Annotated in this window: 15 protein-coding genes; 3 read left to right on the top strand and 12 right to left on the bottom strand. The window is 42.4% G+C overall.

Translation table 11 applies throughout. The features are described from left to right. Window positions 1-7 precede the first annotated feature (7 nt). The 6 genes from DW959_RS08200 to DW959_RS08225 all read right to left on the bottom strand — a co-directional run bounded on the left by DW959_RS08200 (window position 8) and on the right by DW959_RS08225 (window position 5542). A complete protein-coding gene (locus DW959_RS08200) occupies window positions 8-997 on the bottom strand; it encodes a prephenate dehydratase (protein ID WP_226801090.1) in 990 nt (329 codons plus the stop codon). 112 nt (window positions 998-1109) lie between these two features. Continuing rightward, window positions 1110-1934, bottom strand: a complete 825-nt coding sequence (gene folK / locus DW959_RS08205; protein ID WP_117823518.1) for a 2-amino-4-hydroxy-6-hydroxymethyldihydropteridine diphosphokinase — start codon at window positions 1932-1934, stop codon at window positions 1110-1112. A 126-nt stretch (window positions 1935-2060) separates the two neighbouring features. Continuing rightward, on the bottom strand, window positions 2061-2867 hold the full coding sequence (gene folP / locus DW959_RS08210) for a dihydropteroate synthase (RefSeq protein WP_021943710.1): 807 nt from the start codon (window positions 2865-2867) through the stop codon (window positions 2061-2063). Further along, window positions 2867-3346 (bottom strand): HD domain-containing protein, encoded by a 480-nt coding sequence (locus tag DW959_RS08215; RefSeq protein WP_226801089.1) that lies wholly within the window; start codon window positions 3344-3346, stop codon window positions 2867-2869. The genes folP and DW959_RS08215 overlap by 1 nt, the downstream gene beginning before the upstream one ends. Window positions 3347-3385: 39 nt before the next feature. Further along, window positions 3386-4660 carry a folylpolyglutamate synthase/dihydrofolate synthase family protein gene (locus DW959_RS08220; protein ID WP_117823514.1) on the bottom strand — a complete coding sequence of 425 codons (1275 nt, stop codon included), beginning with the start codon at window positions 4658-4660 and terminating at the stop codon, window positions 3386-3388. Window positions 4661-4711: 51 nt separating this feature from the next. Further along, entirely contained in the window at window positions 4712-5542 is an 831-nt protein-coding gene (locus DW959_RS08225; protein WP_117808407.1) for a polysaccharide deacetylase family protein, read from the bottom strand. A 117-nt stretch (window positions 5543-5659) separates the two neighbouring features. Here DW959_RS08225 and DW959_RS08230 point away from each other — a divergent pair, with 117 nt between their 5' ends. After that, the gene (locus tag DW959_RS08230) at window positions 5660-6175 is read left to right on the top strand and encodes a ubiquinone biosynthesis protein (RefSeq protein ID WP_117823512.1); all 516 of its coding nucleotides are present in this window, start codon (window positions 5660-5662) and stop codon (window positions 6173-6175) included. 341 nt (window positions 6176-6516) lie between these two features. Here the strand turns inward: DW959_RS08230 and DW959_RS08235 are convergent, their stop codons facing one another. The 5 genes from DW959_RS08235 to DW959_RS08255 all read right to left on the bottom strand — a co-directional run bounded on the left by DW959_RS08235 (window position 6517) and on the right by DW959_RS08255 (window position 9520). Then, the gene (locus DW959_RS08235; RefSeq protein WP_117785061.1) at window positions 6517-6795 is read right to left on the bottom strand and encodes a DUF308 domain-containing protein; all 279 of its coding nucleotides are present in this window, start codon (window positions 6793-6795) and stop codon (window positions 6517-6519) included. Next, complete coding sequence (locus DW959_RS08240) at window positions 6796-7158, bottom strand: hypothetical protein (protein ID WP_117823510.1); 363 nt, start codon at window positions 7156-7158, stop codon at window positions 6796-6798. Between the two features lie 10 nt (window positions 7159-7168). Continuing rightward, window positions 7169-7780, bottom strand: a complete 612-nt coding sequence (locus DW959_RS08245; protein ID WP_118615858.1) for a hypothetical protein — start codon at window positions 7778-7780, stop codon at window positions 7169-7171. Between the two features lie 122 nt (window positions 7781-7902). Continuing rightward, window positions 7903-8250, bottom strand: coding sequence for a P-II family nitrogen regulator (locus tag DW959_RS08250; protein ID WP_118615860.1), 348 nt, complete (start codon window positions 8248-8250; stop codon window positions 7903-7905). Between the two features lie 25 nt (window positions 8251-8275). Continuing rightward, window positions 8276-9520, bottom strand: a complete 1245-nt coding sequence (locus DW959_RS08255; protein ID WP_117808410.1) for an ammonium transporter — start codon at window positions 9518-9520, stop codon at window positions 8276-8278. Between the two features lie 385 nt (window positions 9521-9905). Here DW959_RS08255 and DW959_RS08260 point away from each other — a divergent pair, with 385 nt between their 5' ends. Further along, window positions 9906-11441 (top strand): sodium/proline symporter, encoded by a 1536-nt coding sequence (locus DW959_RS08260; protein ID WP_117823506.1) that lies wholly within the window; start codon window positions 9906-9908, stop codon window positions 11439-11441. Between the two features lie 545 nt (window positions 11442-11986). After that, window positions 11987-12523 (top strand): hypothetical protein, encoded by a 537-nt coding sequence (locus DW959_RS08265; protein WP_117823504.1) that lies wholly within the window; start codon window positions 11987-11989, stop codon window positions 12521-12523. Window positions 12524-12526: 3 nt separating this feature from the next. Here the strand turns inward: DW959_RS08265 and DW959_RS08270 are convergent, their stop codons facing one another. Then, a complete protein-coding gene (locus DW959_RS08270) occupies window positions 12527-13921 on the bottom strand; it encodes a nucleobase:cation symporter-2 family protein (RefSeq protein WP_021944738.1) in 1395 nt (464 codons plus the stop codon). Window positions 13922-13924: the final 3 nt, after the last annotated feature.

The following is a 13924-nucleotide window of genomic DNA, read 5'->3' on the forward strand; positions in this document are numbered from 1 at the left end:
TACACCCCTAATATGTACCGATCAGACGGAAATCCATCGCATCTTCACAGATTCCCTGTAATGCATGTCTTGTTCTTGAATCTAACAGACTGCCCTCCATTGTAACAAAAAAGGCATATTCCCATTTTCTACCGGTAAGCGGTCTCGATTCGATGCTTGTCATATTAATTCCATTCAGATTTATATGGCTCAATATATTGTAAAGTGTACCACTTTCATCCGGCAAGGAAAAGCGGATACTTATATTTTCAGCCTTTTCTACAAAGATTTTCTGTTTTGACAAGATTATAAAACGTGTCGTATTGTTGTCATTGTTCACAATGTCCTTTGCAAGGATCTGAAGTCCATAAAGCTCTGCTGCAAGCTCACTTGCAATCGCTGCCTGTGTCTTATCTCCTTCTTCAATGACCTTGACCGCCGCTACTGCCGTATTTGCAACACTGCACTGCTTCCACGGTTTCCGGCTCAGATAATTCGTGCACTGAAGCAAACCCTGTGTGTGTGAATATACAGTTTTGATCCGGGAAAGGTCACTGCCCGGAACACCCATTAATGCATGTGCTACATGAACCTCTTCTTCGCCGACGATGGTCACATCATTATTTCCCACCATATCATAGATTCCGTTTACAAATCCGGCTGAAGAATTCTCGATTGGAAGTACACCATAGTCTGCCTTGCCATTCTTCACCATCTCAATCACATCTCCGAAATCCGGCACATTGATATTCTGAATCTCTTTTCCGAAAAAACTGAACATTGCCTGTTGGCTGTATGCTCCCGGAACACCCTGATAACAGACAACAGTGTCCTTGTCTACTTCTAATTTCTTCACACAGGTAAAATTCTTCATTCCATCGCAAACAGCAAGCGAGCTGTCATTCGTAAGCTTCTTATTCTCATCTGCCATACCTGCCAGGATCTTATCTCTTGTCTTTACAAGTGAAGCAATCTGTGCTTCTACTGTCCGTAAATCTTCCATATTATATTTATCCATTGTTTTATCTGCTCCAAATACAAGACATTCCGCCTGCAGTCTTTCTATAATATTAATGTTGTCTTTAAAACTATGCCAATACGATCAAATGCGCATGCTCATTTTCCCCGGTTTATTCTTCGTTCCGTTCCAGCTCGTCAAGAAGCTCCCGGATCGTCCTGCCATTGACCGGATGTCTCTTATAGCCTGCTATATTTGACAACGGCTCTAATACAAATTCCCGCTTGCACATCTCTATATGTGGGATATGGAGATTCTCCTCATCACAGATCAGATCATCATATAAAAGGATATCGATATCCAAAGTTCTTGGTCCCCAGTGGATAAGGCGTTCCCTGCCGGCGTCCCTCTCGATCGCATTGATCAGATGTAACAGTTCATCCGGCGAATGAAGTGTCTCTACCTCGATACAGCCATTTAAAAAATCATCCTGTTCCACGCCACCATACGGCTCTGTCTCGATGAAATCTGAAACCTTAGTCACCTTGGTATATTCATCTTTATTTAATTCATCAATCGCAAAATCGAGATAGGATTCCCGGTCGCCCATATTCGAACCAAGTCCCAGATAAGCAATGTGTCTCTTCCTTCGTATCTTTACTGACACTGTCTGAAGCGGCATTAATACCGGTGCCCATGGTTTCTCAACCTCTACTTCAACCTCTGACATCGTCGGATATGACAGAAGGATATTCGCCGCTACTTTCTCCGCAACTGCTTCGATCAGCTTATAAGTATGCTCTTTCATCGTCTTTTCAACCAGATTACAGATGGCTCCATAATCAATAGACAGCTTCAGATCATCCCGGATCCCTGCCGCCCTTGTCGATGTATACATATCAATATTAATTACAAATTTCTGTCCAAGCACATTTTCTTCTTTAAAAACTCCGTGATTGGCAAATATTTCCAGTCCTTTTATGCTGATTCTATCCATACGACACCTCCTGTCTGTTCTCCCTTTTACCAGATCAAACCTCATCTTTTTTATTTATGATTCAATGAAATTTTCTTCTGTTCATTAAATCATTAAGTACTGCTTCATTTTCTCTTATTGACTGTATTAACTATGCATGATCGCCCATGCCATCTGAAGTGCACGCGCATTTCCTTTTACATTATGCACACGGAAGAACTGACAGCCCTTCATAAGCCCCATGACCGATGTCGCGATCGTACCTTCTTCCCTCTCTGTAACAGGAAGATCGAGAGTCAGACCGATCATAGATTTTCTGGAAGTACCCAGCAGTATCGGGAAATCCCATTTATGCAAAAGCTCCAGATGATTCATTAAAGCGAGATTCTGTTCTAAGTTCTTTGCAAATCCGATTCCCGGATCTACCATGATCTTCTCCTTCTTCACACCTGCATTAAGTGCCATCTGAACGGATTCGTCCAGATCTTTAACAACGTCGTTTAAATAATCGGTATAATCCATTACCCTTCTGTTATGCATCAGACAACATGCCACATCATGTGCAGCAACGATATCAGCCATCCTTCCATCCCATTTGAAGCCCCAGATATCATTGATCAGATCTGCACCTGCCCGGATTCCGGCTTCCGCCACGCCAGCCTTATAGGTATCCAGTGAAATTACGGTATCAAATCGTTCCCTGATTGCCTCGATCACAGGAACAACACGACCAATCTCCTCCTCATCTGAAATTAATGTATAACCGGGTCTGGTCGATTCTCCGCCTACATCTATAATATCTGCGCCATCATTTATCATCTGCTCTGTGGCATACAATGCATCATCGAACTTGTTATGTGTTCCTCCATCGGAAAATGAATCCGGTGTCACATTCAAGATTCCCATTACATACGGTTTTTCATTCAGTTTAAATTCTTTGTTCCCTATAATCATCAGTAGACCACTCCTTTGTTCTTTTCGTCTTCCTTCCAGTAACACTCGTCATAGACCTCACAGTCAAAACAGCGTCTGGAAAGCTTGTCTGCCCTGTATATTACATAGGAAAGCCCCTCTGCTTCCTTCCCTGTCGTATTATGTTTGCTGATTGCTTCTAAGATCAGCTCTGTTTCCTTACCGGAAAATCCGGTTGCCAGCAAAATACTCCGGCTGTTACGAACACTTGCCAGATGATGTTCTTCGCTGGTCTGATAGCTGACCGCCCGTCCGATATCATGTAATAATGCTGCCGCATAGATAAGCTCCGGTTCCAGTCCTAACTTCTCCTCCAGATTCATCAGCATTCCGATCCTTGCTACATCCAGACAATGATCGATCCCATGACAGCAGAATCTTCGTTCTTTCTCGGATGTTCGGATCTGCTCCATCCAGTCTTTATATTCTTCATTTGCTAATATTGCGTTGACTCTGTCCATCGTCATTTCTTCTCTGTAGTCCTCTCCTGGTTTATCGTACTACTTTATTCGCGGTATCAGCGGTCCTATAAAAGATAATGAACCAAATACCACAATCACCGGCTCCGTCATTTCTTGTGCCAGTGTTTCCGCCTGTCTCTGTGCAGTAAACACATCCCCTGCCGTATCCACCGACTTTCCGTATGAACGATAGCAGTCTGCCAGAATCTCCTTATCAAGCGCCCGTGGATTATCCGGTGTTACCGTTATGATAAAGCTTGCAAACGGTGCCATGATATCCACCATTTTCTCATACTCTTTATCTGCAAGAACACCACAGATATAGATCAACGGCCGCCCTGTAAAATATGCCCGGATATTCTCTCTGAGACTTCTCCATCCGCCTTCATTATGCGCTCCATCGATATAAGTCAAAGGCACATCCTTAATCTTCTGGAATCTGCCCTCCCACACCGTCTCTTTTAATCCGTTCTTTATATTCACATTTTTTAAATCATACTGTTTTTTTAAACAATTACAGACCTCAATTGCGGTTATACTGTTATAGATCTGATAGATTCCGGGAATCCCCAGCTCATACTCCTGTCCTTTATAACAAAACCTGCTTCCATGCAGATTTTCTGCTATGACCTGCAGTTGGTCGGTATCTGCCATGATCGGTTCTATCTGCATTTTATCACATTTATCCAGCCATATCTGTCTTATCTCATCCTGCATCGGATATGCCACACACGGAACCTGTTCCCGAAGGATCCCCATCTTCTGTTCCAGAATCTCCTGCAATGTATCACCAAGAAACTGCATATGATCTCTGCTGATACTTGCAAGCACGGTACAAAGCGGCTGTTTCACCACATTTGTCGCATCGTTCTTTCCTCCCATTCCGGTTTCCAGTAACACGATATCGACCTTTTTCTGCACAAAATACAGAAATGCTACCGCAGTCTCAAGCTCAAATGCAGTCGGAATCGGAAGCCCGGCTTCCTCCATATCCTCGCAAACCGGGATCACGGTCTCCATGATCCGTGCAAATTCCGATTCTTTCATATAATGTTCATTTATCTGAAATCGTTCCAGATATGTAAAGATCGTTGGGGATATATAGCGTCCGACAACATACCCTGCATCCTCCAGAATATGCCCGACAAATGCGAATATAGAACCTTTTCCGTTTGTTCCGGCTATATGAACGACAGGAACCCGATCCTGTGGATTTCCCAGTCTTAAAAGTAGTTCTTTCACTGTCTCCGTTCCGTAGACACTGCCTCTTTTTCCCGCTTCTTTCATATATAGATATGCTTCTTCGTATGTCATTCTTTAGCCTCTTTACTTGATTATGTATAGATAAAATATAATGAACTATTTCTAATGTGTTCTATGTTGGATATGCGGTGTATCATCATCAATCGGAAGGATCTCATATCCATGTTCCTCTAATTGTTCAATCAGTGACGGCAGAGATTCCACTGTTTCATGACAGCAATCCAGATCATGCATCAATATGATCGTGTCATCATAATTTAATGCATCCTTCAATATATTCTTTACAAGCTGATCCGGTGTCTGTCCGGCAATCACCGCATCATTATTCAATGCATTCCAGTCAAAATACGTCAATCCTGCTGAGTCCAGATAGTCGATCAGGTCATTCACCGGTACCTGCGTAACACGGTTTGAACTTCCACCCGGGAACCTGTAATACCGGCAGTCCACTCCTGTAACATCATACAATAATTTTCTTAATTCCTCAACATCATTCACGAAATTGTCATAGCTTGCATAGATCGTACTATATTCATGGGAATATGAATGGATCGCCAGTGTATGCCCTTCCTCCACGATCCGTTTGTACATGGGATAGTATCGTTCATTTCTTCCTATTACAAAGAACGTAGCTTTAACATTATGCTCTTTTAAAATATCAAGGATCTCTCCGGTCTGATCGGATGGACCGTCGTCAAAGGTCAGATATGCCCGTTTTCGTGTCACTGTTTTTGATGACATGGCAACCACGCTGTCTGAATCCGGAAATTTATCTTTCTGATCGATAATGAATTTTCCTGTAAACAATAAAAATACGATCAGTGCAGCAACCAGAATTATATTTTGCCAATAAGCTGCAAAAAATCGGTCACACTCTTTTAACGCTTCGTTGTCATTTATGTGGGATAAAACTGTTTTTATTTTTTTCCTCATTTTTATAAGATTTTCCGTTTTTTATACATCTATACTCCTGATCTGATATTTTTATTCGAATAAAAAACAGGAAATGTCAGATACTATTTTTATCAAATGGAAAAGGAGAATAAAAAAATGAAAAAATCATTTCTTTTATGTGCATGTCTGGTTGTCATGGCATTTACCCTGACCGCATGCGGCGAGAAAAATAACCCTGAAACAACCGGTACAACAACCGGGAGCAGTACAGAGGACAGCAGTTCCACAGAAAACGGGAATAATTCAAACGGTACAGGTTCTGTAGGTAAGGATCTCGGTAACATGATCGACGATGCCGGAGATGTTGTAGATGATGCAGCAAAGGATGTATCCGATGCTCTGACCGGAAACTATGATACTTATGACCATGCTTATAAGTATTTTATGGATCAGATTCCCGGCGACTCCAAGAACTATGAAGTTCGCAATAACGACAAGGATCTTACTGATTATAACTCCGGCAGCATGGGCTACCACTTTGAGCTTCATGACACCAGAAAATCTGACAACTCTAAGGTTGGTGACTTCTATGTAGATTCTACCTCCGGCAAGGTCTACAAGGCAGGCTCCGGCTCCGGCGTGTCCGAATTTGACTTCTCGACCTTGAAGTAGAGCACCTTTAAAAAATGGAAGACAGGGTTACCTATTATTACGCAAGACGCTTTCGCTCTACCTTCGACGCAGTGGTACGTAAGGCTGCAAAGTACGTAGCCTAAGTACCAGCGCTCAGGCAGGCTTGCTTTATAACAATAACCCTGTCTTCCATTTTTCCTACGGTATCAAAATTCAACAATCCTATTTTTTTAATATCTGTTGTTTTTATTTATATTTATTTTTTGAGAATGCAATGGTGAACTTGCTCTATCAAAAAAGGACGATAAACATATTCAGACAAACAGAGCTGGTCGCTGGTTACGTAATAATAGGTATAACCATCGACCAGTTCGTCCGTTTTAAGATTTATCGTCCTCTTTTTTGACAATCTCATGGGTGATGGGATTTACAACTACGCCCATCTCCTCTGCCATTTTGAGGTAGACATCCATCTCATGGTCTTTTCTCTGCTGTTCGCGTTTGCGGATAGCTTTTGACCGGATGATCTCCACGATACCGAATACAATCATACAGCATCCAAAAAAGATCATCACTGGACTTAAGGTTCCTACACAGCCTTTTACCAGACAGATTGTTCCGATCCCGATCATGACGATTCCCATTACCAGATTAAACATTTAACTTTCCTTTCCTGTATAAAATGCATCTTTTCCTGCTTTTTCCATCATTTTGTCATACTGATCGTACATTTTCTGCACGCTGTTTTCAAGTAAATAATAATGCCTGATATATGGGATCAGTAAAACAAACAAAGCTGCCGCTAACAGTAAGATCTGTATTTTTTCCGTTACCACAAAGGTCACACAACAGCCTACCGTAAGGATCGCAAACAGGATCGTTACAAGAAGATGGATCAGACGCTCATGCATGAAAAATTCAATCTGCACCAGATGTCTCCGCATCTCCTCATCAAAATCAACATCATCCCTTGCAAGCAGCTTATCTACATATACCAGATATTCTTTGATTCGTTTTGCCATATTCGATCACCTAACCCATATTTGCCTTATTTAGGAAATGATTCCATCCGGCAATTACCTTATCATAATAAAAGCTTACTATATAAGAATCTTCGTCAACATCAACGATCATCTGATAACACTTTTTATCTGCTTCCGGCTTGCCACCATAGAAGATATAATTCTCTTTGAACTTTCCAAATATCTTCTCATACTCATCTTCCGCAAGCTTCTGATCCGGAACTTCTTCTACCAGATTATCATTTGCATCGTAATACTTATGCCCCTCCAACAATACCGCTTCGATGACCGGATTCTTAAACCGGATCTCCATCTGATCGGCATATTTGTCTGCGTAATATTCATTCTGTGAATTGTTATCCTTTACAACTGCGCCTTCTACACAGAGTTCCAGCCATCTTGCCCGAAGTCCTTTAGGGGAAGCTGCTTCATCTTTTTTTGCTTGTCCGGCAGCCTCTGCTACGTCTGCTTTCACTTCACTGACAATCTCTGCTGTTCCGTCTGTTTTTTCTTCACCGGAAGCCTCAGCTTCCACTTCTCCGACTCCGACAAGCTTCATTTCTTTGATCTGTGCATCCCGTAACTGAATGGTTTCTATCTCATTTGTACTCTTAAATTTCATATTGTATACACCGTCCTGAACAATTTTAACTGCCTATAACTATAAACTGTTTTTCATGGCTTGTAAATGGAATTTAAGACAGAAAATAAGAGGAACCTGTCTTACAGGCTCCTCCTGTTTATCTAATTCAGCGCATCATAGCCGCTTTCCTTCGTACGGATCTTCATAGCGGTGCGGATCTCATAACTGAAGATCTTGCCGTCTCCAACTTCTCCGGTGTATGCTGCCTTCTGGATTGCATCGATCGTCTTCTTCTCCCATTCTTCCGAAGAAACTACGATCTCAAATTTGATCTTCGGCTGCATAACGACATCAACCTCTGTACCACGTACCAGCTTCTTATATCCTCGCTGTGCACCGCATCCCATTACCTGAGATACTGTAATACCATTTACATCAATCGTATTCAGTGCTTCTTTTACATCTTCAAATACTTCTTCTCGCACGATTGCTTCTATCTTGATCATCATATTCTCATACTCCTTTCCGCAACTTCTATGAATCCAATCCGTTAAATGTCGGATATGCACTTTCTCCCTGTTCTGCAAGATCCAGACCGATCTTTTCTTCCTTATCTGATACACGAAGCGGCGTGATCAGTCTTACAAGTCCAAGACAGATAAACGTTCCGACCGCTGCAACTGCTATCGTCACAACGATACCGATCAACTGTGCAACAAAGAGGTGATAGTCTCCGAAGAACAGTCCATCCCATCTGGCAACGCTGTTGATCGAACTCTTACCAAATAATCCGGTCGCGATGCCACCCCAGACACCACCGATACCATGACATCCAAAAGCATCGAGTGCATCATCTATTTTCAATTTCTTCTTTAATAAAGTAATCATACCACAACAAATCGGACTTACAAGTGCACCGATAATAAATGCAGACCAGATTGGAACAAAGCCTGCTCCCGGTGTGATTGCAACCAGCCCAACAACAAGACCGGTCGAAGCACCAACCAAGGTTGGCTTTCCGTCTTTTATCACATCGATCAGCATCCATGACATCATGGCGCTTGCACTTGCGATTGCTGAGGTTAAGAATGCATGAGCTGCAAGACCATTTGCTCCGAGGGCACTTCCTGCATTGAAGCCGAACCATCCGAACCAAAGGATAAATGCACCAAGAGCAACGAATGGAATGTTATGAACACGATAAGCAGTATTCTCATAACCTTTTCGTCTGCCAAGGATGATCGCAAATATCAATGCGCTTACACCGGAGCTAATATGTACGACATTTCCGCCCGCAAAATCAACCGAACCGATCTCTGCAAGGAAACCGCCCTGTCCCCATACCATGTGTGCCATCGGATAGTAAACCAGAATCGACCAGAACATGATAAAGAAGAATAAAGCCTTAAACTTTACACGTCCGACTAATGATCCTGTAATCAGTGCCGGCGTAATCATTGCAAACATCATCTGGAATGCAATATATACAAAATGCGGAATATTGTCTGCATACGGTCCGGCCTCATTCATGGATATGCCATTTAACGCAAACCATCTAAGATCACCAATGATTCCTCCGTGATTTCCCCCAAAGGAAAGGGAGTAACCAAATAATATCCACATCACAACCGAAAGTCCCATAATAAAAGTACATGCCATCATCGTATTAACGACATTTTTCCTTCGCACCATTCCACCATAAAAGAAAGCAAGTCCCGGTGTCATAAAAAATACCAACGCTGTACAGATCAGCATAAAACCAGTATCACCAGTATTCATAACTATTTCCTCCATTTTTCTGAAATTCTTTTTGAAATCTACGGCAGGTGCGCATCCCCCGACAGGTTTCGCTTCACTTTTTTACAAAATTCCATGGTACTTTTTTTGTAAAACAGAAAAGACGCCAATCGAACGTATCTCGTTCAACTGACGTCTTTGTCTGAAGACATACTAGCAGACCTGATTTATTTTTTCAAGTATTTTTTACAAATCCTTTACCATTCTTTAGCCGGGACATAATTTTACCTGTTTTTCTAAAGCAGATCGTATTTGTTTGACTTTTTTCTCATATTACGCTATGATTTTTTAGTTATGTATTCTATTACGAAATTTAACGATTTTGTCCATGTTATGCATACGCAATAAAAAATTGGAGGATATTTAAATGTTTATGACAACTAACTTTTTCATCATGCTTGCAATCGTTGTCTACCTGGCGATCATGCTTGTGATCGGCTTTGTTTACAGCAAGCGTAACAACAGTACAGAAGATTTCTATCTTGGCGGCCGTAAGATGGGACCTCTCGTAACAGCCATGAGTGCTGAAGCAAGTGATATGTCAAGCTGGCTCCTGATGGGACTTCCGGGCGTTGCATATCTGTCCGGTATCTGCGATGCCGCATGGACTGCCATCGGTCTTGCCGTTGGTACATGGTTGAACTGGTTCTTCGTGTCCAGAAAACTCAGACGTTATTCAAATAATATCGGCGCGATCACTGTGCCTGATTTCTTTGCAAAACGATTCCATGATAAGAATAATGTTATCACAGCACTTTCCGCTCTCGTTATCATTATCTTCTTCATCCCTTACACAGCATCCGGTTTTGCTGCCTGTGGTAAGCTGTTCAACAGCTTATTCGGTATCAATTATCAGGTTGCCATGATGTTGTCCGCCCTGTTGATTGTTGGTTACACTATCACCGGTGGGTTCAATGCCGTATGTGTTACAGACCTTGTTCAGAGTATCGTTATGACCGGTGCACTTGCGATCGTTCTGATCTATGGAATCTCAAGAGCAGGTGGTTGGACAGCCGTTATGGACAACGCAGCCGCCCTTCCGGGTTATCTGTCTCTGACATCTACCTTTGATGTTGCCTCCGGTTCTGAAGTCAAATATAACTTTTTGACAATTTTCTCAACTGCTGCATGGGGACTCGGTTACTTTGGTATGCCTCATATTCTTGTCCGTTTCATGGCAATCGAGGATGAGAAAAAACTGGTACTTTCCCGCCGTATTGCCTCTGTATGGGTAGTGATCGCTATGACCGCAGGTGTTCTGATCGGTATTGTCGGTCTTGGTATGACCAAAGCCGGTGCACTCGACACTCTGACCGGTTCAAACAGTGAAACTATTATCGTGCGTATCGCAGGTATCATCAGCCAGCATAATGCATTAACTGCTCTTATCGCAGGTATCATCCTTGCCGGTATCCTTGCCGCTACGATGTCTACCGCAGACAGTCAGATGCTTGCTGCTGCATCCGGTGTTTCACAGAATATCGTACATGATTTCTTAAAGATCAAGATTTCCGAGAAGACAAATCTTCTGATCGCACGTTTAACAATTGTTGGTATTGCGATCGTAAGTATCTTCCTTGCAAGAAATCCTGACTCCAGTGTATTCAAGATCGTTTCCTTCGCATGGGCAGGCTTCGGCGGTGCATTTGGTGCTGTTGTGCTTTGTTCTTTATTCTGGAAACGTTGTAATCTTGCAGGTGCGATCGCCGGTATCATATCCGGTGGTGCTACCGTGTTTATCTGGAAGTACCTGGTTCGTCCACTTGGCGGAATTCTTGATATCTACGAACTGCTTCCTGCATTTATCGTATCCCTGATCTTCATTATTGTGGTCAGCCTGCTTACAAAAGCTCCTGATGAAGAAATCGTCCGGGAGTTTGAAGCAGCCGGCAAGAAGGCGTAGGAATCCCTACGAAAAAGGAAACCGATATACATATTATTACGCAAGTCGTTTGCACTCTATTTCAACGCAACGGTGCTAAGTTTCTCGCCTATAAGGCGACTCACTAAGTACCGGCGTTGAAAAAGGCTTGCTTTATAATAGTATATCGGTTTCCTTTTTCTTATGTATATTTTGAAATAACTTACATTTCCAAAATTACGGCTCTGTTATAGTTCACATATTATTACGCAAGTCGCTCTCGCTCTACCCTCATGTAGCGGTTCTAAGCTCACTGCTTACAGCAGTTCACTAAGTACCGACATTCGGGCAGGCTTGCTTCATAATAGTGAATCTATAACAGAGCCATAATTTTTATCTATATTAACTTTGCTCCAAAAAATATTTTTATATAATGAGAATGATTTGTAATATTTTACTATCAATTCTCTTCTTAATTATCTCCGATTATCTTTTAACGCTTTCTTTCCACACATAAATAAGTTGATTTTATCTGCTTTTGTTATATATCAGTGAGAAATAACTATTTTCGACAGGATGATTTTTATATGGCTGATTATATTACAACTTATACCGGGGATCATTTTGATCCAACTCTGCCGGAGGCAGAACATCTTCATATCGAGGACATCGCACACGCATTATCACTAATTTGTCGTGGAAATGGTCATGTAAAGACCTTCTTTTCCGTCGGCAGTCATTGTATCAACTGTGCAAAGGAAGCGGCTGCCCGTGGGTATTCCGGCCGACTGGTGCTTGCCTGTCTGCTTCACGATGCAAGCGAAGCCTACCTGTCAGATGTTCCAAGACCTTTTAAAAAACATCTTCCCGCATACAAGAAACTGGAACAAAATCTGTTAGATGTGATCTATACAAAATATCTGGGGTCTCCTCTGACAGAGGAAGAAGAACGCAGGATCAAATGTATCGACGACGACATGCTCTATTTCGATCTTCTCACTCTGCTAAATGAGCCCTCGGACAGACCGGAGCCTGAGCTTCACATCAACCTTTCTTATGAGGTCCGTTCGTTTGAGGATGTCGAACAGGAATATCTGCAGTTGTTTCATATGCTGTATAAATAGTATTTATTTTTCCTCTTTCGGCAAAATGATATTTAAAAGAATTGCTACCATTGCTGCCGGTACAATTCCAGATCCGCCAAACACCAACTGTACCACCTCCGGTGTATGTACCAGAATTCCGGGATTAGCTCCCATTCCATATCCAACGCCCAGTGCTACTGATACAATGGAAAGATTTCTGGCATTCAACGGATTCTTCGTGATCAACTGAATACCACTGATTACAATTGACGAAAACATCATGACTGCTGCGCCACCAAGTACAGACTGTGGCATGATTGATACCAACGCAGCAAGCTTTGGACACAAGCCGCAAAGGACAAGGAAAATGGCTCCGGTTGCAAGAGCAAACCGGTTTACAACCTTTGTCATGGCTACCAATCCAACATTCTGACTGAATGATGTGTTTGGCAGGACACCAAATATTGCTGCAAATGAAGAACCCAGTCCGTCACACATAACACCGCCTGCAAGTTCTTTATCTGTTGCTTCTCTGTCCAATCCGCCTTCCATAACACCTGATATATCTCCAACCGTCTCAACTGCAGTTACAATGAACATAATAAGAACCGGAAGAATCGCACGCAGATCGAAAACGGGTTTTACAGGCAAAAGCTTTGGAACCGCAAACCAGGAGGCTTCCGCAACTTTATCCCAGTTTAGCACCCATGCCTTTGTATATTCTACACCATCTGCCGTCACTCCGGTTTTCGGCAAAACAAAGCCCATGATCATTGCTGCAATGTATCCGAAAATAATGCCAAATAAAATAGATGAAGAACTCAAAAAGCCTTTTGTCGCATGTTTGAAAAACAAGATCGCAATAAGTACAAACAACGCAAGTAACAGATTCTCAATGGAGCCAAAATCTTCTGCTTTATTTCCTCCACCAAAAGAATTGATACCTACCGAAATCAGGCTTAATCCGATCGACATTACCACGGTACCGGTTACAACCGATGGAAAGAACTTACGAAGGGGCTTTAAGAAAAAGCCAAGCACTGTTTCAAAAAGACCACCTATAATAGATGCTCCCATGATCGCACCATATGCCAGTATACCACCACCCATGGTTGCTGCTACACTGTTAAAGACACCTATAAATCCGGAAGATGTTCCCATTATGATCGGTACCCGGCCTCCTACCGGACCAATTCCGAACAACTGTACCAATGTCACAATTCCTGCGATCAGCATCGCATTCTGAAGCAAAGAAAGCTGTAGATCTGCGAACTCACCGCCTGCCAGACCACATGCTCCTGTGATGATCAGAAGTGGGGTCAGGTTTCCTACAAACATTGCCAAAACATGCTGTAATCCTAACGGAATCGCCTGCGAAAGTGGCATCTTTCCATCCATCTGAAATGCTGTCTCAGACAGCTTAAATATTTTTTTCATTTG

Origin of the sequence: Clostridium sp. AM46-21, assembly GCF_003480025.1 — a bacterium.
In the GTDB taxonomy this organism is placed as follows: domain Bacteria; phylum Bacillota; class Clostridia; order Lachnospirales; family Lachnospiraceae; genus Coprococcus; species Coprococcus ammoniilyticus.

Bases quoted from the DNA above. Each gene is read 5' to 3' on its own strand.
- DW959_RS08260 (WP_117823506.1), top strand. From the start codon at position 9,906: ATGTTTATGACAACTAACTTTTTCATCATGCTTGCAATCGTTGTCTAC.
- DW959_RS08240 (WP_117823510.1), bottom strand. From the start codon at position 7,158: ATGGCAAAACGAATCAAAGAATATCTGGTATATGTAGATAAGCTGCTT.
- DW959_RS08230 (WP_117823512.1), top strand. From the start codon at position 5,660: ATGAAAAAATCATTTCTTTTATGTGCATGTCTGGTTGTCATGGCATTT.
- DW959_RS08270 (WP_021944738.1), bottom strand. From the start codon at position 13,921: ATGAAAAAAATATTTAAGCTGTCTGAGACAGCATTTCAGATGGATGGA.
- DW959_RS08225 (WP_117808407.1), bottom strand. From the start codon at position 5,542: ATGAGGAAAAAAATAAAAACAGTTTTATCCCACATAAATGACAACGAA.
- DW959_RS08245 (WP_118615858.1), bottom strand. From the start codon at position 7,780: ATGAAATTTAAGAGTACAAATGAGATAGAAACCATTCAGTTACGGGAT.
- DW959_RS08255 (WP_117808410.1), bottom strand. From the start codon at position 9,520: ATGAATACTGGTGATACTGGTTTTATGCTGATCTGTACAGCGTTGGTA.
- DW959_RS08220 (WP_117823514.1), bottom strand. From the start codon at position 4,660: ATGACATACGAAGAAGCATATCTATATATGAAAGAAGCGGGAAAAAGA.
- folK (WP_117823518.1), bottom strand. From the start codon at position 1,934: ATGGATAGAATCAGCATAAAAGGACTGGAAATATTTGCCAATCACGGA.
- DW959_RS08235 (WP_117785061.1), bottom strand. From the start codon at position 6,795: ATGTTTAATCTGGTAATGGGAATCGTCATGATCGGGATCGGAACAATC.
- folP (WP_021943710.1), bottom strand. From the start codon at position 2,867: ATGATTATAGGGAACAAAGAATTTAAACTGAATGAAAAACCGTATGTA.
- DW959_RS08215 (WP_226801089.1), bottom strand. From the start codon at position 3,346: ATGGACAGAGTCAACGCAATATTAGCAAATGAAGAATATAAAGACTGG.
- DW959_RS08250 (WP_118615860.1), bottom strand. From the start codon at position 8,250: ATGATGATCAAGATAGAAGCAATCGTGCGAGAAGAAGTATTTGAAGAT.
- DW959_RS08265 (WP_117823504.1), top strand. From the start codon at position 11,987: ATGGCTGATTATATTACAACTTATACCGGGGATCATTTTGATCCAACT.
- DW959_RS08200 (WP_226801090.1), bottom strand. From the start codon at position 997: ATGGATAAATATAATATGGAAGATTTACGGACAGTAGAAGCACAGATT.